Raw genomic sequence first — 25,905 nt, 5'->3', positions numbered from 1 at the left:
AGGCCAGGGCGCGCTGGGCATCGAGGTGCGCAGCGACCGGCAAGACCTGATCGACGCGCTGGCACCGCTGGCTCACCAGACCACCTGGCTGACCGTGGCGGCCGAGCGCGCCGTGAGCCGCGCCATGGGGGGCAGCTGCTCGATGCCCTTGGCAGCGCACGGCACCTTCACCCACGGCGTGCTGCAGCTGGACGCCGCCTGGGGCGACCCCGAGGACAAAGCCCCACTGGTGCGCGCCCAGGCCTCTGCCCCGGTCACCACACTGGCGCAGGCGGAAGCACTGGGCGACGCGATTGCGCAGCGCCTGCGTGCTGGGGGTGCGCGCGGCGTCACCCCGGCCTGAGATGGGCACCTCAGCGCCCCGGGTCATCGTCACACGCCCCGCCCGCGAAGCGGCGCATTGGGTGGCGCAACTGGGCGCACACGGCATTGAGGCCGTGGCACTGCCCCTGATTGCGATTGGCCCCTGCACGGACGCTGCCCTGCGACAGGCGCTGGACGCGGCCCGCGCCAACGTCGGCACCTACCGCGCCCTGATGTTTGTCAGTGGCAATGCCGTGGCGCACTTTTTTGAGGCAAATCACCCTGTAGCGCTGGATATTCATGCCCTGGCAGCTACAAAAACAAGAGCATGGGCGCCCGGCCCAGGCACCACCCGCGCGCTGGAGCAGGCGGGCGTGCCGCGCAGCGCCATCGACGGGCCCGCGCCCGACGCACCGCAGTTCGACTCGGAAGCGCTGTGGCGCCAAGTGGCCCCCCAGGTGCGGCCTGGCGACCGCGTGCTGATCGTGCGCGGTCGCTCCGCCACGCCGCAGGGCGCACCCGAATCGCCCCAGGGCAATGGCCGCGAGTGGCTGGCCCAGCAGATCGAGGCGCGGGGCGGTCACGTGGAGTTTGTGGTGGCCTACCAACGCGGCGCGCCCCACTTCACGGCCCAGGAGGTGGCGCTGGCGCAACAGGCGGCGCACGATGGTTCCGTCTGGCTGCTGAGCAGCTCCGAGGCGGTGGCCCACCTGGCCGAGGCCCTGCCCGGCCAATACTGGGGCGCAGCACAGGCGCTGACCACCCACCCGCGCATCGCCGAAGCGGCCCGCGCAGCGGGCTTTGGCACCGTGCGGGAATGCCGTCCGGCGCTGGAAGACGTGGTGGCCTCGATAGAATCGGCCGCATGAGTTCTGCGCCCCCCGACGATCTGCCCTCCACGCCCCCTGCAGCCCCTGTGGCCGCCGCTGTGGGCGCGCCAGCAGTGAGCCCGGCCCCCTCGGCCGCTGCGCCAGCCGCTGCCACCGGCCGCAGTGGCGCCATGACCTTGCTGTTGGGCACCGTGGCGGTGGCCGCATTGGTCAGCAGCGGCCTGCTGTGGCAAAAGCTCAGCGCCATCCAGGAACAACTGGCCCGGCAGTCCGCCGACTCGGGCGCCCTGGCCATCGAAGCCCGCACCATGGCCCGCCAGGCCGAAGAGTTGGTGCGCGACACGGCGGCTCGCCTGTCGGTGGCGGAGGCCCGCGTGAGCGAGGTTGCCCTGCAGCGCAGCCAGCTCGAAGAACTCATGCAAAGCCTGTCGCGTTCGCGCGATGAAAACCTGGTGGTGGACATTGAGTCGGCCATCCGCCTGGCGCAGCAACAGGCCCAGCTCACCGGCAGCCTGGAGCCGCTGGTGGCAGCGCTCAAAAGCGCCAACCAACGCATCGAGCGCTCTGCCCAGCCCCGCCTGGCCCCCGTGCAGCGCGCCATCGGCCGCGACCTGGACCGCCTGACCCGCGCCACCGTGACCGACACCGCCGGCCTCCTGGCCCGCCTGGACGACCTGGTGCGCCAGGTGGACGACCTGCCCGTGCTCAATGCCGTGGCCCAGGCCGCCTCGACCAAGCGCCTGTCCGCCGGCCCCGCAGCCCCTGGCAGTGCCCCCGCCCCCACCGAGGGCCTGGCCTGGTGGCAAGCGGCCCTGCAGCGCAGCTGGGAGGTGGTGCGCGACGAGGCCCGCAGCCTGGTGCGCGTGAGCCGCATCGACCAGCCCGAAGCCATCTTGCTGGCCCCCGAGCAGACCTTCTTCCTGCGCGAAAACCTCAAGTTCAAGCTGCTCAATGCACGCCTGGGCATCCTGGCACGCCAGTTCGAGTCGGCCCGTGCCGACCTGACCGCGGCCACCGCGGCGCTCAACAAGTATTTCGACCCCGCATCGCGCCGCACCCAGAACGTGGCCTCCACCCTGCAGCAGGCCCAGGCCAGCATGAAGGCGGCCGAGCTGCCACGCCTGGACGAAACCCTGTCGGCGCTGGCCACCGCCGCTGCGGGACGTTGACGATATGCGTGCTGCACTTTGGCTTTTGGCGTTGTTTGGCGTGGCGGTGGCGGCTGCGCTGTTYGCGGGCAACAACCAGGGCACSRTCACCSTGTWCTGGCCGCCTTATCGCATCGACCTGTCGCTCAACATGGTGGTGTTGCTGTTGGTGGGCGGTTTTGTCACCGTGTATGCGGCGCTGCGGGCCCTGGCGGCGCTGCTGGCGCTGCCGCACCAGGCACGCCGCTGGCGCGTGCAGCAAAAAGAGYGTGCCATGCACGGCGCACTGCTCGACGCCTTGACCCACATGCTGGGCGGCCGGTTCATCCGTTCGCGCAAGGCCGCTGTGGCCGCGCTGTCGCAAGAACACGCGCTGGAGGCCAGCGGCGAGGCGGTGCCCCACGGCAAGCAGCTGCGCGCGCTCGCCCACATGATCGCCGCCGAGGCGTCACACGCACTGCAAGACCGCGCCACGCGCGAAAGCCACTTGCAGGACGCACTGCAGGAAGCCCCCATGCGCGGCTCCATCAACGAGCAGGAAATGCACGAAGGCGCCCAGATGCGCGCCGCCCGCTGGTCGCTGGACGACCGCGATGCCAACGCGGCGCTCGACCGCCTGGCAGCCCTGCCCCAGGGAGCCGCGCGGCGCACCCTGGCGCTGCGCATCAAGCTCAAGGCCACCCGTCTGGCGCGCCAGACGCAAGAGGCGCTGGACACCGCACGCCTGCTGGGCAAGCACCGTGCGTTCTCACCCAATGCCGCACAGAGCATCGTGCGCGGCCTGGCCACCGAACTCATCAACAGCGCGCACGATGTCGCTCAGTTGCAGCAGATCTGGCTGTCGCTGGAGACCAGCGAGCGCAACATGCCCGAGCTGGCCATCCACGYCGCCCAGCGGCTGGCTGCACTGGGTGGCGATGCCACGCAGGTGCGTGCCTGGTTGCTGCCCGTGTGGGAACGCATGGTGGAGCTGCCCGATGCCTTGGCCGAGCAACACGCCCTCAAGCTGGTGYGTGCGCTGGAGGCGGGGCTGGATGCGCTCGACGGGCCTTGGCTGGCCCGCATCGAGTCCGCCCAGCAAGCTAACCCACGCGACGCCCGCCTGCAATACCTGGCGGGCATGGCCTGCCTCAAGCGCCAGCTGTGGGGCAAAGCCCAGCAGCTGCTGACCCAGGCAGCCCAGCAGCTCAACGACGCGCCAATGCGCGCCAGCGCCTGGCGCCACGTGGCCGAACTGGCCGAGCAACGCGGCGACGACAGCGCCGCCGTCAGCGCCTGGAAACAGGCCGCGCTGGCCCGATAACCCGGGCATCGCGGGGTGCTCTGGCGCCCCGCCCCCGTACCGCCCGCCATCGCTGCACATGATGCGGACACCTCCCCCATTCGCCAAGGTGTCTCCACAGGGCCACCGGCGCACCAGCGGGGTCCATGCAGGCGCCACGCCGATGCCCTGCGGATGCCAGCAAATAGCCGCTCCGCAGAAATTGCACAGCATTGGGGAACTTTGAGCGCTCAAGGCATATCGATTCAATAAATTTGAATCAAGGCATCAATCTGCCTGAAGCTGATCACGGCCAGCGCTTCCTACACTGCGCCATCGCCCAGCACGTTGTGCCGCCAAGTCCGGCGGCCCTTGCAGCCTTCGCTCACCTCCTTTGTGCACCGACCTCCAGATTCGTTGATGACAGCCACTTCCACGACGACCCCCGACACCCCGCGCCGGTACACGCGCACTGCCATGCTGTTGCACTGGGTGCTGGGCCTGGCGCTGATCGCTCTGTTTGGCGTCGGCGTCTACATGGCCGACCTGCCCTTTTCGCCCCAACGGCTGAAGCTTTACAACTGGCACAAATGGGCCGGTGTGACCATCCTGGTGCTGTCGGCGCTGCGCCTGCTGTGGCGCGCCACGCACCGCCCACCGGCGCTGCCCCAGGCGGTTGAGAAGACCATGCCCGGCTGGCAGAAGCTGGCACACCACGGCACCCACCACCTGCTGTACGTGCTCTTCTTTGCCGTGCCCCTGATTGGCTGGGCCTACAGCTCGGCGGCGGGGTTCCCCATCGTGTTCCTGGGCTTGTGGCAGCTGCCCGACTTTGTGCCGGTGAGCAAGGACCTGGCCGAGGTCATCAAGCCCTGGCACCAGTACACCGCGTTTGCATTGGCCGCGCTGGCGCTGCTGCACATCGCCGCAGCGCTCAAGCACCAGCTGGTCGACCGTGATGGCCTGCTGAACCGCATGCTCCCCGGGAAATAACCAGCCCCCACCTGCGGGGCGCCATGACAACCCCTGGTGGGTACCTTGCCCACCTCAAAGGTCGCTCGCCCCCTGCGACCACCGCTTCCACCTTTTGTGAATTGAACGGAGTTTCTGCATGCATCTGTCTTCTACCTTGTCCCGCATCGTGATCGGCGCTGCCCTCGTTGCAGGCGCGCAAGCCGCCCTGGCCCAGCAGCAGCTGGTGCCCGCGCAAAGCGAGGTGCAGTTCACCGCCCGCCAGATGGGCGTGCCACTGGAAGGCCAGTTCAAGAAATTCAGCGCCCAGGTAGCGTTTGACCCGGCCAAACTGGCCACCAGCAAGATCGCCTTCACGGTGGACACTGGCAGCGCCACGCTGGGTTCGCGCGAGACCGATGCAGAGCTGCCCAAGCCCGCGTGGTTCAACGTGCCCAAGTTCCCGCAGGCCCAATTCGTGTCGTCCAGCATCAAGGCCCTGGGCGGCGGCAAATTTGAAGTGGCGGGCGCGCTCACCATCAAGGGCAACAGCCAGAACGTGGTGGTGCCCGTGACGCTGACCCAAAGCGGCCCCACCACCACGGCCACAGGCGCGCTGCCGATCAAGCGGCTGGCCTTCAAGATCGGCGAAAACGAGTGGGCCGACACCTCCATGGTGGCCGACGACGTGCAGGTCAAGTTCAAGCTCGCGCTGACTGGCGTCGGCAAGCTCTGAGCGCCGCCCCTCTGCCCGGGCCCCACCGGCCTCCGCCTGCCATCCGGGCGCGGTCCCCGCGGGTGGCGCCTTCCCCTTTTCCCTTGTCCTTTCCTTTTTGATCTATCAGGAGTTTCCATGCGCAAGTCCTTCTTCGCCCTGGCTGCCGCCGCCACCCTGTTCGCCGGTGCTGCCCAAGCCCAATCGGCCAACTACGCCATCGACCCGACGCACACCTTTGCCTCGTTCGAGATCAGCCACTTTGGCGCCGCTGTGAACCGCGGCCGCTTCGACAAGAAGGAAGGCACCGTCCAGCTCGACAAGGCTGGCAAGTCGGGCAAGGCCGAGATCACGTTCGACGTGACCTCGGTGAACACGGGCACCCCCGCGTTTGACAAGCACCTGCAAAGCGCCGACCTGTTCGACGCTGCCAAGCACCCCACGATGAAGTTTGTCTCCAGCAAGTTCGTCTTCAACGGTGACAAGGTCGCCAGCGTCGAAGGCCAGCTCACACTGCTGGGCAAGACCGCCCCCTTGACCCTCAAGGCCAACCAGTTCAACTGCTACGACAGCCCCATGCTCAAGCGCGAAGTGTGCGGCGGCGACTTTGAAGCCACCATTGACCGCACCCAGTGGGGCATGAACTACGGCGTGGAATGGGGCTTCCCCAAGAACGTGCGCCTGGTGGTGCAGATCGAAGCCGTGAAGCAGTAAACCAGGCCGAGCGGGCCTGGGGTGCAGCGGGCTGACTTGCTCCGCCCTGCCTCCGGCTGCTTGCGACCAGCCACCCGTGCGCCTTGCGCCGGGTGGCTTTTTCTTTGGGCCAGCCCGTCCTCATCTGCCAGCCTTCTGGGCATAAAAATTAACTTAACGTAAATCAATTACGAATAGTAGAATTGCGTTCACCGATTTGAGGAGACTCTGCATGAACGCCGTTCTGAACCCGACCGACCTGGCCAGCCTGCCGGCACCCGCCGCCATCCAGCAGTTGCATCACTACGCCTACAAGGCCCGCGACGCCGAGGAAACGCGCCAGTTCTATGAAGACATCCTGGGCCTGCCGCTGTACCACATCATCCAGAGCGACTATGTGCCCAGCACCGGCGAGTACTGCCCCTACACCCACTTCTTCTTCCGCCTGCAGGACGGCTCGTTCATCGCCTTTTTCGACTTGGGCGACGACGTGAAGGCCGAGCCCTCGCCCAACACGCCCCTGTGGGTCAACCACATCGCGTTCCGCGTGAACACCGTGCAGGAGCTGGAGAACACCAAGCAGCGCCTGGAGGCGCATGGCGTGGAAGTGCTGGGCGTGACGGACCACCATATCTTCAAGAGCATCTATTTCTTCGACCCGAACGGCATTCGCCTGGAGCTGTCGGCCCAGCTGGCCAATGACGAGCAGATGGAAAAAGACAGCACCGTGGCCCACGCCCGCCTGCGCGAGTGGACGGCGCGCAAGGAGCAATGGCGCAAGGAACGCGCCGAAGGCAAGGTGGACGCGCCGCTCAAGCCCCAGCAAAACGACCGGCCGGAGTTTGTGCGCAAGTAAGCCGACCTGACCACCCCCACGCATCGCCCCACGGGCCAGGGATCTTGGGGGCCTATGGGCGGGCCTGGGGTGCATGCCAAGCCTGTGGCGGTGCCGCACCCCAGGGTCCACGGGGCTGGCTGCTTTGGATGGGGTGCGCGACCCCGTCAAACGGCCATGCCACCGCCTTGCATGGAATTTTTTTGACCCTACAGCGCTGAAGCGCTGCATCCTATTACCTCAGTAGCTATATAAAATATAGCATTCATTCCTCTGCCTGTTGCTGCGCACGCATGATCTGGTGGCGCTGCCAGTAGTGGCTGACCACGGCGTTGAACTGGTCCTTGTCCTTCTTGAGACCGGGCAGCTTGATCTTGCTGGTCTTGGCGCCCAGGCCCAGGGCGTTCTTTTCGGGGTGGGTCACGATCAGCGCGTTGCCAAAGCTGCTTTCCTTGAATTCCAGCCCCTTGATGGCATCCCAGAACACCGTGGTCTCATCGGCCGAGGTGCGGATACCGTCAATGCTCACCTCCACTGTCGCGTCGCCCTTGAGGGCAAACAACACGGGCGGGAAGTACTGCAGCACCAGGGCCCGCTCCTCGTCGTTCGCGGGCTCGTAGCGGTAGGCCAGGCTGCGCTCGTGGTCTTGCGCAAACTGCTGCTCGTAGGCGCTCCACAGCCGCTGCTCGATGGCGTCGGCGGTCAGGATCTCCTGCACCCAGGTGGTGGCGGGCACGCGCACGGCGATGGCGCCGTAGTCGCGCTCTTTCAGGGCCATGCCCACGTTGCGCAGGCGCTCGGGCATGGCAGGGTGCGAGTCGAACGGGTGCGGCACATTGGCCGTCTTCATCGCATCCACAAAGTCGGGCGATGCCGCGTAGGGCGCCAGCCCCTGGGCCACAAAACTGGCAATGCCCAGCGTGCTGTTGTCGTGCCGCTCGTTGCGGCCAAACAGTTCGTCCTCGATACGGTAACGGTACTGGGCATAGGCGGCAATCTTGACCAGCGACTGTGCAATCGCCGCCGGACTCACCAGCTTGGCCGCCAGGCGGTCGGCCTTGAACTCACGCTCGCGGCTGTCGCTGGCCAAGGCGATTTCGAAGATGGTGCGGTACAGGTCCAGCAGCGGCGACGCCATGGCCGACAGCCCGCCCGTGCGGATGGCGTGGCGGTAGTGGTCAAACTGCACCAGCTTGGGCCCCAGCTGTGCGCTGCGCCGCGTGTCGCCCCCGCGCAGGTGGGCCAGTTCATGGCCCAGCACGGCGTCGGCCTCGGTCTGGTCCAGGATGCGCAGCAGCGGCAGGCTCACAAACAGCGTGCGGCCCGTGAGGGTCTGTTGGCCCACGGTGATCGGGGCCTCGGTCACGAAGAAGTTGGCATCAATGCCAGCCACGATGTGCCGGGGCGGCTCTGTCTTCAGGCGCTGTGCCAGGTGGCGGATGCGCTSCCACAGSMGCGGCGCATCGGCCTCGGCCACCAGCTCGCCCACCACCTGGTTGCTGGACTGCACCCGCTTGAAGATGCCCGCCACCGCCACCAGCACCCCCGCCGCTACGGCAAACCCCACAAACAGCACCAGCTTGGGCGAGTACTTGTGGAAGAAAAACGCCGTCACCCAGAACGACAGCCACACTGCCATTGCCCCTTGCACYACCAGCGCCGTGGCGCTGGCCCAAGAGGTCAGGCGCCAGCCCGCCACAAAGCTCGCGTACTGCAGCGTGCGGTCGGCAAACGCCAGCGCCCCCAGCCCCAGCACCGCCAGCAGCAGCGCCGCACTGGCCACCAGCGTCCACAGCGACAGCTTGCGCGCCATGTGGAACTGCCAGACATCGGAGAAGGTGTCGCACAGCGCCTCGCGGTATTCGCGGGCCTCGGGGTCTGCATTGCTGCAGATGGTGGACGGCGGGTTGCTGCGGTAGTAGTCCTTGCGCGCTTGTTTCTCGTCGGCGGGCAGGCCCTTTTCGGCATCGATGCGCTGGCTGATGCCGGCGACAAAACGGGTGTCCTGGTCGGTCTGGACATGGCGGGTGAACACATAGGTCACCGCAGGCACCAGAAACAGCGCCAGCAGCGCATAGGCAAAGACCTTGACCAGGCCCAGGCGCCAGGCAGATTGAAACGTCATAGGTTCGGATGGTTGTGACGGCCCGGCTCGATGGCGTCGGAGGGCTGAACGCCCCCCGCAAGCCACTGCACCAGTCCTTGTTGTAGATCGTGATCCGTAGAACCTGCTCAAGGTCGTTTCGGGGTCGCACAAGTACCTTGCCGGGATGGGATGCAAGGCGCGGTGCGCAACCAATAGCCCGTGCTATTGGCAAGCGCCGCAACGCCGCAGACCGCCCGGCAAGGCACTTGCCCGAAGGGTTGGAGTGAAATCGGGCGATTGGACGCCCCGGCTGCTTGCATGGGCATGAGCCCATGCGGCGCATCCGAAGCATCCACTCATCCCGATTGCACTCCAATGCGATCCCCGAAAAGACCTTGAGCAGGTTCTTAGAGCCTGGTCCGCGTTGCCGCTCCCTCCTCGCTCTATCGGCCGGGATTATCAGGACGCATTCACCCGCGCACCCAGGCACAAGGTAACCATTGGAARGAATCGGCCGACAGACGGCGCGCCGCCCCCGAACGGGCGAAGGCCCTGCGGGGCCAGCGCCGGGGTGGCGGTCCCTTAAAATGTACGGTTCACCCTCTTGTTCGTCGGAGCGCTCCCTGCGGCCGCTCCGCCCCACTGCCCCCACTGCCACACCCCACTGCCAGACCCATGAGCACGCCCCAACCACAACCCGGCCTTGAAAGCCTGTCCAAGTCGTTTGAACCTGCTGCACTGGAAGCCCACTGGGGCCCCGAATGGGAAAAGCGCGGGTATGGCACCGCAGGCCACCGTGGCACGGGCCAGGCCCAGGCGGGCGAGCCCGCCTTCTCCATCCAGCTGCCSCCGCCCAACGTGACGGGCACGCTGCACATGGGCCATGCGTTCAACCASACSATCATGGACAGCYTCACGCGCTACCACCGCATGMRSGGCKWCAACACSGTGTGGGTRCCSGGYACCGACCAYGCGGGCATCGCSACGCAGATCGTGGTGGAGCGCCAGTTGCAAGAGCAAGGCATCAGCCGCTACGACATGGGCCCCACCCCACCCGAGGCGCGCAAGAACTTTGTGAGCAAGGTGTGGGAGTGGAAGGAAAAGTCCGGCAACACCATCACCACGCAGATGCGCCGCATGGGCGACAGCGTGGACTGGAGCCGCGAATACTTCACCATGGACGACAAGCTCAGCGCCGTGGTAACCGACACGTTCGTCAAGCTGTACGAGCAGGGCCTGATCTACCGTGGCAAGCGCCTGGTGAACTGGGACCCCAAGCTGCAGTCCGCCGTGTCCGACCTGGAAGTCGAAAGCGAAGAAAAAGACGGCTCGTTGTGGCACATCGCCTACCCCCTGGCCGATGGATCGGGCAGCCTGACGGTGGCTACCACCCGCCCCGAAACCATGCTGGGCGACGTGGCGCTGATGGTGCACCCCGAGGATGCCCGCTACACCCACCTCATCGGCAAGATGGTCAACCTGCCGCTGTGCGACCGCCAGATCCCGGTGATCGCCGACGAGTACGTGGACAAGGAATTCGGCACGGGCGTGGTCAAGGTCACCCCCGCGCACGACCAGAACGACTACGCCGTGGGCCAGCGCCACAAGCTGCCCATGATCGTGGTGCTGACGCTGCAGGCCACCATCAACGAGAACGCGCCCGCCAAGTACCAGGGCATGGACCGCTTCGTGGCCCGCAAGGCCGTGGTGGCCGACCTCGAAGCCATCGGCGCTCTGGTCGAGGTGAAGAAGCACAAGCTCATGGTGCCCATCTGCACCCGCACCGGCCAGGTGATCGAGCCCATGCTGACCGACCAGTGGTTCGTGGCCATGAGCAAGGTGTCTGACCAGGACCCCACCGGCAAGAGCATTGCGCAAAAGGCCATCGACGCCGTGGCCAGCGGTGATGTGAAGTTCGTGCCCGAGAACTGGGTGAACACCTACAACCAGTGGATGAACAACATCCAGGACTGGTGCATCAGCCGCCAGCTGTGGTGGGGCCACCAGATCCCGGCCTGGTACGACGAAGACGGCAASGTGWWCGTGGCTCGCACCGAAGCCGAGGCSCAGGCCAAGGCSCCRGGCAARAMGCTKCGCCGCGACGAGGACGTGCTCGACACCTGGTACTCGTCCGCTCTCGTGCCCTTCAGCACCATGGGCTGGCCCAACCAGGGCGACAGCGCCACCGACGACTTCAACCTGTACCTGCCCAGCACCGTGCTGGTCACGGGCTACGACATCATCTTCTTCTGGGTCGCCCGGATGATCATGATGACCAMGCACTTCACSGGCMRSGTGCCGTTCAAGSACGTSTACATCCACGGCKTGGTGCGCGAYGCGCAGGGCMRGAAGATGWSCAAGTCCGARGGCAACGTGCTCGACCCGGTGGACCTGATCGACGGCATTGCGCTGGAGCCCCTGCTCGACAAGCGCACTACCGGCCTGCGCAAGCCAGAGACCGCGCCCACCGTGCGCAAGAACACGCAAAAGGAATTYCCCGAKGGCATTCCGGCCTWYGGCGCCGATGCGCTGCGCTTCACGTTTGCCGCACTGGCATCGCTGGGCCGCAGCATCAACTTCGACAGCAAGCGCTGCGAGGGCTAYCGCAACTTCTGCAACAAGCTCTGGAACGCCASSCGCTTYGTGCTGATGAACTGCGAAGGCCAGGACTGTGGCCTGAAAGAGCACACCAAGGAAGAGTGCCAGCCCGGCGGCGCGGCCCACGGCTACATGCAGTTCAGCCAGGCCGACCGCTGGATCAGCTCGCTGCTGCAAAAGACCGAGGCCGAAGTCGCCAAGGGCTTYGAGGAATACCGSCTSGACAACGTGGCCAACRCSATCTACSACTTYGTGTGGAACGAGTWCTGCGACTGGTACCTGGAGATCGCCAAGGTGCAGATCCAGAACGGCACCGAAGCGCAGCAACGCGCCACGCGCCGCACGCTGATCCGCACGCTGGAAGCCATCCTGCGCCTGGCCCACCCCATCATCCCATTCATCACCGAGGCCCTGTGGCAGGTGGTGGCACCTGTGGCCGGCATCCCGGGCGAATCGGTCAGCATTGCGCGCTACCCCCAGGCCCAGCCCGAGAAGATCGACGAGGCCGCGATTGCCCACATGGGCCGCGTGAAGGGCCTCGTGGACGCATGCCGCGCGCTGCGGGGCGAGATGAACGTGTCTCCCTCCACCCGCCTGCCCCTGTACGTGGTGGGCGACACCGAGTTCATGCGTGGCGTGGGCCCGGTGCTGCAGGCGCTGGCCAAGCTCAGCGAGGTGAAGGTGTTTGACGACGAGTCCGCCTGGGCCGCCGCCGCACAGGCCGCGCCCGTGGCCGTGGTGGGTGACRCCCGCATGTGCCTGTACATGGAGATCGACGTGGCGGCTGAGAAGGCGCGCCTGTCCAAGGAAATCGCCCGCATCGACGGCGAGATCACCAAGGCGAACAACAAGCTGTCCAACGAAGCCTTTGTGGCCAAGGCCCCTGCGGCGGTGATCGAGCAGGAGAAAAAGCGCATTGCCGACTTCGGCGCCACGCTGGGCAGATTGCGCGATCAGCTGACAAGGCTGGGCTAAAACCCGGGCCATACTGCGCCATGGCAGCCCGTCCCGTAGGGGCTGCCCGCCCCGTTTTCATGTTTTGCCGGTGTGGGTTGCGGGCTGCAGTGCAGCCCGGGCACACCGTCACCCATCCGTCCAGAGGAGCCCCATGACTGTTGCCACGACCGTTCGCAAAGCCGTTTTCCCCGTTGCCGGACTGGGCACGCGTTTTCTGCCCGCCACCAAGGCCAGCCCCAAGGARATGCTGCCCGTKGTGGACAAGCCGCTGATCCAGTACGCAGTGGAAGAGGCATACGCCGCCGGCATCCGCCACATGATTTTTGTGACCGGCCGCAGCAAGCGCGCCATTGAAGACCACTTCGACACCGCCTACGAGCTGGAGGCCGAGCTGGAGGCAGCCGGCAAGAAGGAACTGCTGGAGCTGGTGCGCTCCATCCAGCCCAGCGACATGGACTGCGCCTTTGTGCGCCAGCCGCGCTCGTTAGGGCTGGGCCACGCAGTGTTGTGCGCGGAGCCCCTGGTGGGCAAGGAGCCCTTTGCCGTGCTGCTGGCTGACGATTTGATGGTGGGCCCCCAGGGCGGTCAGCCCGTGCTGGCGCAGATGGCGACCGCGTTCCGCCAGCAAGGCCGATCGGTGATCGCCGTGCAAGAGGTGCCCGAGGACCAGGTGCACAAGTACGGCATTGTGGCGGGCGAGCCTGCCGGTGGCCCGTTGATCCGCATCCAGCGCATTGTCGAAAAGCCCAAGGCAGCCGATGCCCCCTCGCGCATGGGCGTGGCGGGCCGCTACATCCTCACGCCCGGCGTGTTTGACGAGATCCGCAACCAGCCGCGCGGCGTGGGCGGCGAGATCCAGCTCACCGACGGCATTGCGCGCCTGATGAACAATGAAGCCGTCTACGCCTTCCAGTACGAAGGCAAACGCTACGACTGCGGCAGCAAGGAAGGGTTTCTGGAAGCGACAGTGGAACTGGCCCTGCAGCACCCGCAGGTGGGGGTGCACTTCCGGGAATATCTGAAGGCCCTGGCGCTCTGACCCAAGGCAGCCGAGACAGAAGGTCTGCCTCGGCTGTCAGCGCCAGGCGCTGTCACGGCATGGCCTCAAGACTTCATCAGGCGAAAGCGCAGTGCTCGCACTTCCAGCAGGCCGTCCGTGAAGTAGATCCAGAGGGTATTGCCCTTCAGATAACCGTTTGAGATATTGCCCGCGAACATGTTTCGCTTGAGTTCGTCACTGTCCAGCGTGCATTGAAAGCGGGACACTGCTTCGCACCTGATTTGATGCGGTTGCCTCTGCGGCGCCTGCTCGTCCTTGTAGAACAGCGCCTGCAGTTGAACTATAGATTTGCCTTTGGCATCGACGGAGAACGAAACATCCGTCAGGTTGCCGTCATGCCAAAAGAGCTTGTCGAAAGACTTTGACATCCCGAAGGCCCTGATACCGGCGCGCTGCCGTCAGCGCCGACGCAGGATGTGGATGAACTCCTCGCCCACGGTCTGTTGCTCCACCAGCTCGTTGCCGGTCTGCTTGGCAAACGCCTGAAAGTCGCGCAGCGATCCGTTGTCTGTCGCCACCACCTTGAGCAGCTGGCCGCTGGCCATGTCAGACAGCGCCTTCTTGGCCTTGAGGATGGGCAAGGGGCAGTTCAGGCCCCGGGTGTCGATTTCTTTGTGAATGTCCATGGTCATCAATCCTTTGGCGGCGTCGCGGCCGGGGCTTGTTCGTCCAGCCCACGGCGGCGTTCTGCATTTTCTTCGGCCGTGAAAAACACGGGCTCGTGGCCCCGTGTGCGCAGCCAGTCGGCCAGCGCGTAGCCCGTGCCCGCAGGCCAGCATTTGAGGTCTGGCAGATCGTACAACCGGTAGTCCACCAGCTCCGGCGACAGTTGCACCTGCCCGGTGGCCACCACGTGGTAGGCAATGATGACCTGGTTCATGCGCAAAAACTCGTAGGCACCCACCAGGGTGGTGGACTGCACATCGAGGTTGGTCTCCTCCTTGACCTCGCGCGCAATGCCCTCCTSGGGCGWYTCGCCSGCCTCCATGAAGCCRGTGATCAGCGCAAACATCTTSMCCGGCCAKGCSGCRTTKCGCGCCAGCAGCACCTTGCCGYSGAWCTCSACRATGGCMGCSAGCACGGGCGTGGGGTTGTTCCAGTGCGTSYRGCCGCAGGMGGGGCAGCGCAGCCGCTCCTTGTCGCCGCCGTCTTCGGCCAGCGTGATGGGCTGCAACTCGGTGGCACAGTGGGGGCAAAAACGGACTTCGTAGGGCATATGCTATCTTTTATGTAGCTGCTGAGGCATGTTCAACTAGCACAAGCAGCCATTCTGATTCAAAAACCTGCGAAGAGGCACCCGGCAATGCCCCTGGAGCCCACTGCGCAGGCCGTTTCACAGGTCACGCAGGAAACACCCCGGTAGACAAATACCGGTCGCCCCGATCGCACACGATGAAGACGATGGTGGCATTGCTGTCGCGCGCTGCGATCTGCTGCGCCACCCAGCACGCGCCTGCAGCCGAGATGCCGGCAAAAATGCCCTCTTCGCGCGCGAGGCGGCGGCACATGTCTTCGGCGCTGTCCTGGCTCACATACACCAGCTCATCGACCGTGCTGGCGTCATAAATCTTGGGCAGATACTCCTGCGGCCACTTGCGGATGCCCGGGATGCGCGAGCCTTCTTCGGGCTGTGCACCGATGATCTGGATGGCAGGGTTCTTCTCCTTGAGGAACCGCGACACGCCCGTGATGGTGCCCGTGGTGCCCATCGCGCTCACAAAGTGGGTGATGCGCCCGCCGGTCTGCTCCCAGATCTCGGGGCCCGTGGTTTCGTAGTGAATGCGGGGGTTGTCGGGGTTGCCAAACTGGTCCAGCACCTTGCCCTCACCACGCTTTTGCATGGCCTCGGCCAGGTCACGGGCGTGCTCCATGCCGCCGCTCTTGGGTGTGAGCACCAGCTCGGCACCAAAGGCCTTCATGGTCTGCGCACGCTCGATGGACAAATCCTCGGGCATCACCAGCACCATGCGGTAGCCCTTGATGGCCGCGGCCATCGCCAAAGCGATGCCGGTATTGCCCGACGTGGCCTCGATCAGCGTGTCGCCAGGGCGGATATCGCCACGCTCTTCGGCGCGGCGGATCATCGACAGTGCAGGCCGGTCCTTGACGGACCCCGCCGGGTTGTTGCCTTCCAGCTTGCCGAGCACCACATTGCCCCGCGCCGCGTTGTCCTGGGCCCCAATGCGCTGCAGCGCCACCAGCGGCGTGTTGCCTACCGCGTCTTCAATCGTCGGATATTTCATACGCCCTACTGTGCCATAATTCAGGGCTTCACATATTCCGCCCGGGTGGTGAAATTGGTAGACGCAGGGGACTCAAAATCCCCCGCCGCAAGGCGTGCCGGTTCGATTCCGGCCCCGGGCACCACAGTAAACAAGGCCGGTAGCTTCCACGAGCTATCGGCCTTTTTGCTGGGCTGGACGATCTGACACCTGCACTGGGGGCCTGCACACCCCTGCGCCGTACCGCACCACCCTCCATGACCGCCCAAGACCTGATCGCGCACGCCACCGTGCTGGCCTACCGGCTGGCGGGTTATGCCCTGCAGAACATGGCCGAGGATGCGGCCCTGCTGGCGATGATGTTCTGCTGACCTTCGCGTCGCGGCAGCAGCCTTTGCGCTTCGCCCCACCCTCGCGCTGCACATCAGCGCGCAGCCAGCAACAGGAAGTCCTGCTCATAACCCTTGAGGGATTGCGCCGCACGCAGCCGGTGCGCAGGTGTCATGGCGTTGTGCAGGCGCGCAAACCCCTCGCAGCCCTCGGCCACCAGCGCTTGTGCGTAGCGCTGGTAGGCGCCATCCGGTGACGTCACCACGCGGTCCAGAAAGCCGAGCATCAGCGTGCGGGCCTGGGCGGTGTTGCCACGGTCGGCCTGGATGCTGCGCAGCACCTGCACCAGGTCTTTTTGCCTGCGTACGCGCTCGGCATAGGTCCGCTGCGGGTCGAAGGCCGACTGGGCGATAAAGGCGCGCAGCACGGCCTTCTGGGGTTCGTCCAGCGCGCCATAAAAGGTTTCGAGCCGCGACGAGAGGTCCTTGAAGCGGCGCTCGCGCATCTTGTCGAGCGATGGGTCCAGCCATTCGGATTTCCAGTCAGCGTTGCTGTCGGCCTGCCTGCGCTCTAGATTGCGGATCTGCGCCTCGGTCAGCTGCGATGCGAGCCACACCACCTTGGGCTCGGCCTGGGCTAGCACCTTGTCCAGCTGTGTACGTGCCTCGTCATAGATGCGGCAGGCCTGCTCGGGGGTGATGGTCGCGGGCAACTGCTGCTGCACCTTTTGCAACAGCTCGGCATGCTGGGGCAGCATGGTGTCGCGGTGCCAGCGGTGCAGGTCGCCCAGGTCGCCCCGCACGCGCTCCGTCTGCGCGTCCGACAGGTCAAGGTAACGGTTCAGTTGCCAGTACGCCAGGTGGGGCACCTGGTTGTACGCCAGCCGCACCGTGCTGCAGCCCGCCAGCAACGCACCGGCCAGGGCCAGGGCGGCAATGCACAGGGTGGTGCGCAGACGGGACAAAGCGGGCACAGCGGCTCCAGACAAAGGGAATTGCACAGGATAGGCCCAACGCTGCACACGGCAGGCACAGGGCCCAGATACCCCAGCCCGCGCACCAGGATTTAGCCAAAGGCTCCCAACCCGCACGGAGGTCCCACGCCACACCGCGCGACGGATGCGCACAAGGGGCCGGCTGACGCGCGGGCTCAGTTGTCCTGTCGCCGGATCAACTGGCGGCCACTGGCAGTGATGGCCAGCTCACCCCCCGTCCCCTTGGTGATGAAGCCCCATTCGAGCAGTCGCCCCGACACATGGTCCTTGAGCGCGTGGGGCAGCGTGATGACTTCGCCCATCTCCAGTTGCTTGAGGGTCTCGATCTCGTCCACGGTGGGGTCGAAATGCGGAGCGTGGTAAGTGGTCATGGTGGTCGCTCTCCAACAAGGTTGCTGAATGAAAGACAGACTTCCGCGCGGCCAGATTAGTTCACAGCCCCCGTGGGCGCAAGCGCGTCATCCCGCAACCGGCGGGCTACCCACCTCGGCCATGTGCTGGAGCCAGCGCGCAAACGTGGCCAGCACCGGGGGCTGGGCCTGTGCGGGGCTGATGAGGTAGTACGCYCGCTCGCCGCGCAGCGGACGGTTGCAGGCCACCACCAGCTCGCCGCTGGCGAGTTCGGCCTCGATGAGCAGCGGCGGGATCAGCGCCACGCCCATGCCATGCGTGGCGGCCACGGCCAGCATGGAGAACAGCTCGTAGCGCGGGCCATCCAGCGCGTGCGGTGCCTCCACCCCCATCGCATCGAACCACTGGCGCCAGCCGTAGGGGCGTGTGCTTTGCTGCAGCAGCGGCAGCTCGGCCAGCGCCTCGGCGGCCACGGGCTGGTGCGCGCGGCCCCGGCCCCGGGGTGCGGCGGATTCGAGCAGGCGCGGGCTGCATACGGGCACCACGTCTTCGTGCATCAGCAGTTGCGCCTGTACGCCGGGCCAGTTGGCCACCTGCTCGGGCGTGCCGGCATACAAGGCGGCATCGAAGGTGGTGTCGGCAAACAAGAAGGGCCGCGTCTGCGTGTCGATGTGCACCACGATATCGGGATGCGCTTGCGCCAGGTGCGGCAGGCGGGGGATGAGCCACCGCGTGGCAAAGGTGGGCACCGCGGCCAGCGTAAGGGTGCCGCCCTCGCCCTGGTGGGCCATCACGTCCAGCGTATCGCGCTCCAGCCCCTGCAGCCAGCGCGCCACCTGGCGGCCATAGTGCGCGCCTGCAGGCGTAAGCACCACGCCGTGGCGCGTGCGGCGAAACAGTGCCACGCCCAAAAAATCTTCCAGCGCCTGGATCTGGCGCGAGACGGCGCTTTGGGTGAGCGACAACTCCTGYGCGGCGCGGGTGTAGCTCTCGTGGCGGGCGGCCACTTCAAAGCAGGCCAGGGCCTGGGTCGATGGAATGTTGCGGCGCATGATGAAGAGGAATTTTTAAGTGACCAGCCACGCCTTGGCTTATCTAGCTGCCAGTATTCCATACATTCCATAAACGCATGTCTGGATGAAAAGAACTCGCTTGCGGGCCACCACCCCAAGGCCTACGATGCGTCCCATATTCGTTTTTTTCTTCCCCCACTTTCCGACCTGGAGACACACATGGCCCACGCCGCTTTTCAATGGGATGACCCTTTCCTCCTGAGCCAGCAACTGACCGACGACGAGCGTGCCATCCGCGACGCCGCTGCAGCGTATTGCCAGGACAAGCTGGCACCCCGCGTGCTGGACGCCTTCCGCCACGAAAAGATGGACGTGAGCATCTTCCGCGAGATGGGCGAAGTGGGCCTCTTGGGCCCCACCATCCCCGAGCAATACGGTGGCCCCGGCCTAAGCTATGTGGCCTACGGCCTGATCGCCCGCGAAGTGGAGCGTGTGGACTCGGGCTACCGCTCGATGGCCAGCGTGCAGTCGTCGCTGGTGATGGTGCCCATTTATGAATTCGGCAGCGAAGCCCAGCGCCAGAAGTWCCTGCCCAAGCTCGCCASCGGCGARTGGATCGGCTGCTTTGGCCTGACCGAGCCCGACCACGGCTCCGATCCCGGCAGCATGGCCACGCGCGCCTACAAGGTCGGCGGCGGCTACAAGCTCAAGGGCAGCAAGATGTGGATCACCAACAGCCCCGTGGCCGACGTGTTCGTGGTCTGGGCCAAGGAAGTGTCCGAAGGCGGCRCCGTGGGTCCCATCCGCGGCTTTGTGCTGGAAAAGGGCATGAAGGGCCTSWCAGCCCCCGCSATCCACGGCAAGGTGGGCCTGCGCGCCTCCATCACCGGCGAGATCGTGATGGACGRCGTGTTCGTGCCCGAAGAAAACGCCTTCCCTGAAGTACAAGGCCTCAAGGGCCCCTTCACCTGCCTGAACAGCGCGCGCTACGGCATCGCCTGGGGCGCCCTGGGTGCGGCCGAGTTCTGCTGGCACACGGCCCGCCAGTACACGCTGGACCGCAAGCAGTTTGGCCGCCCCCTGGCCGCCAACCAGCTCATCCAGAAGAAGCTGGCCGACATGCAGACCGAAATCGCCATCGGCCTGCAGGGTTGCCTGCAGTTCGGCCGCATGAAGGACGCGGGCACGGCCAGCGTGGAAGGCACCTCCATCATCAAGCGCAACAGCTGCGGCAAGGCGCTGGACATTGCCCGCCTGGCGCGCGACATGATGGGCGGCAACGGCATCAGCGAYGAGTTYGGCGTGGCSCGCCACCTGGTGAACCTGGAAGTGGTSAACACCTACGAAGGYACGCACGAYRTSCACGCGCTSATCCTGGGCCGCGCCCAGACGGGCATCGCCGCGTTCGCCAACTGATCGGCCTGCGCCCCGAAAACCGGCAAAAACACCGCCTTTGCGGTGTTTTTGCCTTATAGCGCTAGTCAATCATGCGCTGACAGCTATCAATTTCATAGTACACCACACCATGACCACCCCCTCTACCTCCCCCGGCGCCCTCGCAGGCATCAAGGTGCTCGACCTCTCCCGCGTGCTGGCCGGGCCATGGTGCACGCAGATCCTGGCCGACCTGGGCGCGGACGTGGTCAAGGTGGAGCGCCCCGGCGTGGGCGACGACACGCGCCAGTGGGGCCCGCCCTTCTTGAAAGACGCCGAGGGCAACGACACCAACCAGGCCAGCTACTACACCGCCTGCAACCGCAACAAGCGCTCGGTCACCATCGACATGGCCTCGCCCGAGGGGCAAGCGCTCATCAAGCAGATGGCGCAAGAGGCGGACATCGTGGTGGAGAACTTCAAGGTCGGCGGCCTCAAGCAATACGGTCTGGACCACGAGAGCCTGCGCGCGCTCAACCCGCGCCTCATCTACTGCTCCGTCACCGGCTTTGGGCAAGACGGCCCGTATGCCGAGCGCGCAGGCTACGACCTGATGGTGCAGGCCATGACGGGCCTGATGAGCATCACCGGCCAGGCCGACAGCCAACCCGGCGGCGGCCCCATGCGCGTGGGCGTGGCCGTGATCGACCTGTTCACCGGCCTGTATGCCAGCAACGCCATCCTGGCCGCGCTGCACGTGCGCGACAACGCCACCAATGGCACCGGCCAGGGCCAGCACATCGACATGGCGCTGCTGGACGTGGGCATGGCGGTGCTGGCCAACCAGGCCTCGGGGTTCCTCGCTACCGGCAAGGCGCCTGGCCGCATGGGCAACAGCCACCCCAGCCTCGCGCCCTACCAGGACTTCCCCACCCAGGACGGCAACATGCTGCTGGCCATTGGCAACGACGGCCAGTTCCAGCGCTTTTGCGCCGCCGCCGAGCAGCCCCAGTGGGCCAGCGACCCGCGCTTTGCGACCAACACCCTGCGCGTGCAAAACCGCACCGCGCTGATCCCCGCCATGGAGGCCGTGACCCGCACGCGCACCACGGCCGACTGGATCACGCTGCTGGAAGACAAAGCCGTGCCTTGCGGCCCCATCAACACCATTGCCCAGGCCTTTGACGACGCACAGGTGCAGGCCCGTGGCCTGGCCGTGACGCTGCCGCGCTGGAAGGACGGCGAGGCCGCCACCGACAACGTGTTGCAGATCACCGGCGTGGCCAGCCCGCTGCGCCTGTCGGCCACCCCACCCGTGCTGCGCAATGGGCCGCCGGCACTGGGCCAGCACACCGACGAGGTGTTGCGCGAGATGGGGCTGGACCCAGCGCGCATCGCGGCACTGCGGGCCAGCGGGGTTTTGTAGCCAGACCCTCGCGGCATCGGCCTGCGCCATGCCCTGACCACTGCACGGCCTTGCCCTCACCGGCGAGGCCGTTTTGTTTGTGCTGTCTGCATTGCATCGGCCCCTGGCGCTTATCTGGCTCGCGCTATGCGCTATTCGCTATTCGCTATTCGCTATTCGCTATCCATCGGATGACAAAGCGTGCGACTGACGGAGCCCGCTTGCCTCGGCCCACGGCAAAAAAGACATGTACAAAAAATTACATCCGTCTCCATAATCCCAAAGACACCCTGTCTGCGGCCCCGCGCACGGCGCGCCGCTGGACCAGGGTGCTGGGCCCATGGCCCAGCACTGCGGCGTTTCTGGACCCTCAAGGAGTTCCTCATGAAGCTCAGCCTCAAGCTCCCCCTGGCATTCACCGTGTCGCTGCTATTGCTGTTTGCAGCGGCCCTGTTTGGCATCAGCCGCCTGAACCAGGCGCTCGACACCTACCAGACCACCGTGGCCCAAAGCTTCGAGCACGAGCGCATGGCGGCGGGCATGCTCAACAACTTCAAGGTGCAGGTGCAGGAGTGGAAAAACGTGCTGCTGCGCGGCAAGGACCCGGCCCAGCTCACGCGCTACTGGGCCGCGTTTGAAAAGCAGGAACAGGCCATCAAGGAGGAGGCGCAAAAGCTCGTAGCCGCACTGCCCCCGGGGGAGGGTCGCGAACGCGTGTTGCAGTTTGCTCAGGCCCACGAACGCATGGGCACCGCCTACCGCAAGGGGTTTGAAGCCTTCAAGGCGGCCGACCACGACCCGCAAGCGGGCGACAAGGCCGTGGCGGGCATGGACCGCGAGCCCTCGCAGCTGCTGGACCAGGCGGGCGACCTGATCGCCAAGGCCAGCAGCGCCGTGGCCGAACGTGCCGCCGCCACTGCGCAGCGGGCCACCACCATCAGCCTGGTGGTGATGCTGGCGGTGTGCGCGCTGGGCATAGCAGGCGCCATTGCCTTCAGCCGCACCGTGGTGAACCCGCTGGACAACGCGGTGCGCGTGTCGCAGGCCGTGGCCAGCGGCGACCTGACGGTGGCGCGGCACGTGCAGGGCAAGGACGAGATCGCACTGCTGCTCAATGCCTTGCACGACATGCAGATCAGCCTGTCGCAGGTGGTAAGCAATGTGCGCAACAACGCCGACAGCGTGGCCGCCGCCAGCACCGAAATCGCACAGGGCAACAACGACCTGAGCGCCCGCACCGAACAGCAGGCCAGCGCGCTGGAGCAAACATCGGCATCGATGGAAGAACTCAGCTCCACCGTGCAGGCCAACGCCGAGAACGCGCGCACCGCCAACCAGTTGGCTGTGAGCGCCAGCACCGTGGCCGTGCAGGGCGGTGATGTGGTGGCCGAGGTGGTGACGACCATGAAGGGCATCAACGACAGCAGCCGCAAGATCGCCGACATCATCAGCGTAATCGATGGAATCGCCTTCCAGACCAACATCCTGGCGCTGAACGCGGCTGTGGAAGCCGCCCGCGCCGGCGAACAAGGCCGGGGCTTTGCCGTGGTGGCGGGCGAGGTGCGTAGCCTCGCGCAGCGCAGTGCCGAGGCCGCCAAGGAGATCAAGACCCTGATCCACGCCAGCGTGGAGCGCGTGGAACTGGGCACCACGCTGGTGGACAAGGCAGGCGCCACGATGAACCAGGTGGTGAGCGCCATCCGCCGCGTGACCGACATCGTGGGCGAGATCAGCGCCGCGAGCAGCGAGCAAAGCGCAGGTGTCGCCCAGGTAGGGGACGCCATCACCGAAATGGACCAGGCCACGCAGCAGAACGCCGCGCTGGTCGAACAGAGCGCCGCCGCCGCCGACAGCCTCAAGGTGCAGGCGCAGCAGCTGGTGCAGGCAGTGGCGGTGTTCCGGCTGGCAGACACCGACGCCAACACCCCCAGGCAGGCCAGCATGCCCGCACCGGGCCACCACCAGCCCCGGTTGGCCGCAGGCTGAAGCGGAGCAGCCATTTCAAGCCTAATCGGCTTGAAGCGCTAGTGCATCATGCGCCAACAGCTACATAAATAGTAGCAAATGGCGCCTTCTCAGGCTTCAGCCAGCGCAGGGGTTGCCTGCTGCACGGTGGCCAGCGTGGGCGAGGCCAGCTTGCGCAGGTAGGCCATGGTCTGCAGGCAGGCCTGGGCCACCTCGGTACCCTTCTTCACGAAATGCTCGCGGAAGAAGCGCACATGGTCCTCGTGGTCGTGGAAGTCGCGCGGCGTGAGCACGGCCGACATCACGGGCACCTCGGTGTCGAGCTGCACGCGCATCAGGCCGTCGATGACGGCGGTGGTGACGAACTCGTGGCGGTAGATGCCSCCRTYGACCACCAGCGCRCAGSCCACGATGGCGTCGTAGCGCCCGCTGCGTGCGAGCTTGCGTGCCAGCAGCGGAATCTCGAACGCGCCGGGCACATCGAACAGCGCCACCTGCGCGGGGGGCAGGCCGTGGCGGTCAAACTCGGCCAGGGCCGCGTCGCGGGCCTGGTGCACGATGTCCTGGTGCCAGCTGGCACTGATGATGGCCACGCGGGCGCCACGGTGGGCGGCGACGGGGGCCAGGGGGGAAACGGAAGGTGAAGAAGACTGATTCATGGGTTCCTCAGAACAGGGTTGGCCAGAATCAGGGCGCGCGCGAACACGGCGCCTGCACAGGGCGGCGCAGGCCCTGCGCCATGCCAGCGCGCAACAAAGCACGCAGGCAAACGCCGAGGGCCCAGCCACCCATGGCGGGAGCTGTGGGTTTCGCGATCTCTTTCATCCGGACTGTGACCGTCGGCTCTGGTTTCGCACCAGATCTGCTGACCCTGCAGGCCGATCCGAAGAACGGCACCGCAGGCGCTCGCGGGCTCTTGCGGGCTTTTCAGCCAACAAATACCGCCGGTGGGGAATTCCGCCCCGCCCTGAGAACGCTGTCGGCCCCGAAGGTCATCCGGGGCCGACGGGTGGGATTTTAGGCGGCGGGCACGCAGTACGCCGTCGCGCAGGCGATTGCCTGCACTGGCAGTGCCGGTTTCTGCGGCTGTGGGCTGTATTGAATGCCGAAGTCTGCTCMGCGCACGCGCTGAAACCCGCCTTCGGCCCAGGCCGCTGCGCTGGCGGGCGTGAGCTTGAAGGTGGGYGGCGCGGACGCACGGGCAACCTCTTCACCCAGCTCGTCCTGCGCGCTCAGCGTGGCCGTGGCGCCTTCCTCATCGGGCACGATGGCCAGCGCCACGCGCAGGCGCTGGCCGTCTGCGGTGGTGATGTGCACGCTCTTGTTCAGCTGCGCATGCAACTGCTGCTCATGGCGGCGCACCACTTCGCTCGCGGTCTTGACCAGGGTGTGGAAGGCCGACACATCGAGCGGCTTGGGGTTCTTCTTGTCGCGGCCCATGGTCCAGGGGCCCACCAGCGCGGGTTCGGCCTCGCCCTTCAGTGTCATGGACACGGCCCAGCCATCGTCGTCTTCGTTCTTGATGACCTGCGCCGTCCAGCGCCCATCGCTCCAGCAGCGGGGTTCCTGGATGGTGTCGGGCGTGTCGGGTGCGTCGGTCATGGAGAAAAAGGCCTGGGTTGCGGGAAAGGGCGCAGAGCATAACGGCAGGGCCTGGCCGCCCCAATTTCCAATAACCATTGGTTATCGAAAGAGGCCAGGCATAGCGCGGGCCTGGTCACTCCCCCACAACGTCCGGCGCCACACCCGCCGTGTCGCGCAGCACGTCGATAAAGGCCTGTGCCGAGGGTGTGGGCGGCTCGCCCAGGCGGGTGATGAGGCCATAGCTGGGCATGCGGTTGGGCAGCTCGACGGGGATGCGCGAGAGCAGCCCCCGGTCCACATATTTCTGGATCAGCGCGGCGGGCTGCAGCGACATCATGTGGGTGGTGTTCATCAGCTCCAGCGCAAACAAAAAGGAAGGCGTCTCCACCACCCCCGCCGTGAGCGCCAGGCCCGCGCCACCGAACAAGTCGTCCGACACCTTGCGTACCGCCGTGGAGGCGGGGTACAGAATCCACGGCCAGTGCGCCAGCTCGGTCAGCGACAGGTCGGTGGCGCCGCGCAGCGGGTGGTGCTGTCCGCCCACCACATGCAGCGGCTCGGCCGACAGGTGCTCGTAGTGGAATTGGCTGCGCTGGTCCTCGGTGGTGAAACGGCCGATCATCAGATCGATCTTGCGCTCGGCCAGCCAGGCAATGAGCTGGTCGCTGCTCTGCTCCAGGATCTTGATGACCAAGAGGGGCCGCAGGCGCTGGATCTCCACCACCGAGGCCACCAGCACATGCGCGGCCGAGCCGGTGATGGCGCCCACCGTCACATGGCCGTGGCCGCCCTGCTTGAGGGCGTTGAACTCGTCGACAAACTTGCGCTGCCCATCGAGCGCCGCGCTGGCGTAGCGCAGCGTAAAAAGCCCCAGCTCGTTGGGCCGCATGCCGCGCGAAAGGCGGTCGAACAAGCGCGCCTCCAGGATCTCCTCGATGTCCATGAGGATCTTGGTCGCCGCAGGCTGCGTGACATGCATCTGCTCGGCCGTCAGCCGCAGGTTGCGCGTACGGCCCAGGATGTCCAGAAACTGCAAATGCCGAAAGCGCAGCCGCGCGCAGGCCTGCGCCAAAGACAAGGGTTTACCCGGAAATTCGTCTGGACTCATAAGCGTTTGGAATGGATTGTCGCAAAACATTCAGTGGACCCGCAGGGGCGCGAAACCTACCCTTCGCCTTGCGTTCATGACGGCTTGCCAAAAAGCTGCATACGCCGACGGCCTCGCCAGCG

Annotated in this window: 22 protein-coding genes, 1 tRNA gene, 2 pseudogenes and 1 riboswitch; of the genes and pseudogenes, 14 read left to right on the top strand and 11 right to left on the bottom strand. The window is 66.0% G+C overall.

Features of this window, described 5'->3' with window-relative positions; all coding sequences use genetic code 11:
• From AC04MI_RS04015 to AC04MI_RS03980, 8 genes and pseudogenes are all read left to right on the top strand, one after another.
• Positions 1-343 (top strand): annotated as a pseudogene (locus AC04MI_RS04015) (hydroxymethylbilane synthase); the annotation flags it as partial.
• 1 nt (position 344) lies between these two features.
• Complete coding sequence (locus AC04MI_RS04010) at positions 345-1,172, top strand: uroporphyrinogen-III synthase (RefSeq protein WP_436077790.1); 828 nt, start codon at positions 345-347, stop codon at positions 1,170-1,172.
• On the top strand, positions 1,169-2,302 hold the full coding sequence (locus tag AC04MI_RS04005) for a uroporphyrinogen-III C-methyltransferase (protein WP_056748238.1): 1,134 nt from the start codon (positions 1,169-1,171) through the stop codon (positions 2,300-2,302). Before AC04MI_RS04010 ends, AC04MI_RS04005 begins: the two co-directional genes overlap by 4 nt.
• Positions 2,303-2,306: 4 nt before the next feature.
• Positions 2,307-3,584, top strand: a complete 1,278-nt coding sequence (locus AC04MI_RS04000) for a heme biosynthesis HemY N-terminal domain-containing protein (RefSeq protein ID WP_476497138.1) — start codon at positions 2,307-2,309, stop codon at positions 3,582-3,584.
• A 378-nt stretch (positions 3,585-3,962) separates the two neighbouring features.
• Positions 3,963-4,535 carry a cytochrome b gene (locus tag AC04MI_RS03995; RefSeq protein WP_436077789.1) on the top strand — a complete coding sequence of 191 codons (573 nt, stop codon included), beginning with the start codon at positions 3,963-3,965 and terminating at the stop codon, positions 4,533-4,535.
• A gap of 118 nt (positions 4,536-4,653) precedes the next feature.
• Positions 4,654-5,229 (top strand): YceI family protein, encoded by a 576-nt coding sequence (locus AC04MI_RS03990; RefSeq protein ID WP_056066824.1) that lies wholly within the window; start codon positions 4,654-4,656, stop codon positions 5,227-5,229.
• A gap of 117 nt (positions 5,230-5,346) precedes the next feature.
• Entirely contained in the window at positions 5,347-5,922 is a 576-nt protein-coding gene (locus tag AC04MI_RS03985) for a YceI family protein (RefSeq protein ID WP_436077788.1), read from the top strand.
• A 211-nt stretch (positions 5,923-6,133) separates the two neighbouring features.
• The gene (locus AC04MI_RS03980) at positions 6,134-6,757 is read left to right on the top strand and encodes a VOC family protein (protein WP_260668203.1); all 624 of its coding nucleotides are present in this window, start codon (positions 6,134-6,136) and stop codon (positions 6,755-6,757) included.
• A gap of 244 nt (positions 6,758-7,001) precedes the next feature.
• On the opposite strand, the gene AC04MI_RS03975 is transcribed toward AC04MI_RS03980, so the two are convergent.
• Positions 7,002-8,861 carry a M48 family metallopeptidase gene (locus tag AC04MI_RS03975; protein WP_476497136.1) on the bottom strand — a complete coding sequence of 620 codons (1,860 nt, stop codon included), beginning with the start codon at positions 8,859-8,861 and terminating at the stop codon, positions 7,002-7,004.
• Between the two features lie 636 nt (positions 8,862-9,497).
• Here AC04MI_RS03975 and AC04MI_RS03970 point away from each other — a divergent pair.
• Entirely contained in the window at positions 9,498-12,395 is a 2,898-nt protein-coding gene (locus AC04MI_RS03970) for a valine--tRNA ligase (RefSeq protein WP_476497134.1), read from the top strand.
• A gap of 133 nt (positions 12,396-12,528) precedes the next feature.
• Entirely contained in the window at positions 12,529-13,416 is an 888-nt protein-coding gene (galU, locus tag AC04MI_RS03965) for a UTP--glucose-1-phosphate uridylyltransferase GalU (RefSeq protein ID WP_436077785.1), read from the top strand.
• Positions 13,417-13,481: 65 nt separating this feature from the next.
• On the opposite strand, the gene AC04MI_RS03960 is transcribed toward galU, so the two are convergent.
• From AC04MI_RS03960 to cysM, 4 genes are all read right to left on the bottom strand, one after another.
• Entirely contained in the window at positions 13,482-13,805 is a 324-nt protein-coding gene (locus AC04MI_RS03960; protein WP_436077784.1) for a hypothetical protein, read from the bottom strand.
• Between the two features lie 30 nt (positions 13,806-13,835).
• Positions 13,836-14,063 (bottom strand): sulfurtransferase TusA family protein, encoded by a 228-nt coding sequence (locus AC04MI_RS03955; RefSeq protein ID WP_056067086.1) that lies wholly within the window; start codon positions 14,061-14,063, stop codon positions 13,836-13,838.
• A gap of 5 nt (positions 14,064-14,068) precedes the next feature.
• Complete coding sequence (locus AC04MI_RS03950; protein ID WP_476497132.1) at positions 14,069-14,653, bottom strand: NUDIX domain-containing protein; 585 nt, start codon at positions 14,651-14,653, stop codon at positions 14,069-14,071.
• A gap of 124 nt (positions 14,654-14,777) precedes the next feature.
• Complete coding sequence (gene cysM / locus AC04MI_RS03945; RefSeq protein ID WP_015015341.1) at positions 14,778-15,680, bottom strand: cysteine synthase CysM; 903 nt, start codon at positions 15,678-15,680, stop codon at positions 14,778-14,780.
• A gap of 39 nt (positions 15,681-15,719) precedes the next feature.
• On the opposite strand from cysM, the gene AC04MI_RS03940 reads away from it, so the two are divergent.
• Positions 15,720-15,804: transfer RNA gene (locus AC04MI_RS03940), tRNA-Leu, on the top strand.
• 279 nt (positions 15,805-16,083) lie between these two features.
• On the opposite strand, the gene AC04MI_RS03935 is transcribed toward AC04MI_RS03940, so the two are convergent.
• From AC04MI_RS03935 to AC04MI_RS03925, 3 genes are all read right to left on the bottom strand, one after another.
• On the bottom strand, positions 16,084-16,962 hold the full coding sequence (locus tag AC04MI_RS03935; protein WP_260668213.1) for a DUF6279 family lipoprotein: 879 nt from the start codon (positions 16,960-16,962) through the stop codon (positions 16,084-16,086).
• A gap of 176 nt (positions 16,963-17,138) precedes the next feature.
• On the bottom strand, positions 17,139-17,354 hold the full coding sequence (locus AC04MI_RS03930; RefSeq protein WP_015015343.1) for a hypothetical protein: 216 nt from the start codon (positions 17,352-17,354) through the stop codon (positions 17,139-17,141).
• 87 nt (positions 17,355-17,441) lie between these two features.
• The gene (locus tag AC04MI_RS03925) at positions 17,442-18,386 is read right to left on the bottom strand and encodes a LysR family transcriptional regulator (protein WP_436077783.1); all 945 of its coding nucleotides are present in this window, start codon (positions 18,384-18,386) and stop codon (positions 17,442-17,444) included.
• A gap of 180 nt (positions 18,387-18,566) precedes the next feature.
• On the opposite strand from AC04MI_RS03925, the gene AC04MI_RS03920 reads away from it, so the two are divergent.
• The 3 genes from AC04MI_RS03920 (at position 18,567) to AC04MI_RS03910 (ending at position 23,112) form a co-directional block, all read left to right on the top strand.
• Positions 18,567-19,763, top strand: a complete 1,197-nt coding sequence (locus AC04MI_RS03920) for an acyl-CoA dehydrogenase (protein WP_476497131.1) — start codon at positions 18,567-18,569, stop codon at positions 19,761-19,763.
• A gap of 109 nt (positions 19,764-19,872) precedes the next feature.
• Positions 19,873-21,147 carry a CaiB/BaiF CoA transferase family protein gene (locus AC04MI_RS03915; RefSeq protein ID WP_436077781.1) on the top strand — a complete coding sequence of 425 codons (1,275 nt, stop codon included), beginning with the start codon at positions 19,873-19,875 and terminating at the stop codon, positions 21,145-21,147.
• 363 nt (positions 21,148-21,510) lie between these two features.
• Positions 21,511-23,112: a methyl-accepting chemotaxis protein gene (locus AC04MI_RS03910; protein WP_436077780.1), complete on the top strand. Its 1,602-nt coding sequence runs from the start codon at positions 21,511-21,513 to the stop codon at positions 23,110-23,112.
• Between the two features lie 89 nt (positions 23,113-23,201).
• Here AC04MI_RS03910 and AC04MI_RS03905 read toward each other — a convergent pair whose 3' ends face one another.
• From AC04MI_RS03905 to AC04MI_RS03895, 3 genes and pseudogenes are all read right to left on the bottom strand, one after another.
• Complete coding sequence (locus tag AC04MI_RS03905; RefSeq protein ID WP_476497129.1) at positions 23,202-23,750, bottom strand: 6,7-dimethyl-8-ribityllumazine synthase; 549 nt, start codon at positions 23,748-23,750, stop codon at positions 23,202-23,204.
• A gap of 150 nt (positions 23,751-23,900) precedes the next feature.
• A riboswitch (FMN riboswitch) is annotated at positions 23,901-24,070 on the bottom strand.
• 140 nt (positions 24,071-24,210) lie between these two features.
• Positions 24,211-24,693 (bottom strand): annotated as a pseudogene (locus tag AC04MI_RS03900) (hypothetical protein); the annotation flags it as partial.
• Positions 24,694-24,808: 115 nt separating this feature from the next.
• Positions 24,809-25,783 (bottom strand): LysR family transcriptional regulator, encoded by a 975-nt coding sequence (locus AC04MI_RS03895; protein ID WP_116747726.1) that lies wholly within the window; start codon positions 25,781-25,783, stop codon positions 24,809-24,811.
• Between the last annotated feature and the right edge of the window lie 122 nt (positions 25,784-25,905).

This window comes from Acidovorax sp. LjRoot204, from assembly GCF_056175785.1.
This window is presented reverse-complemented; position numbering and strand designations above follow the sequence as displayed.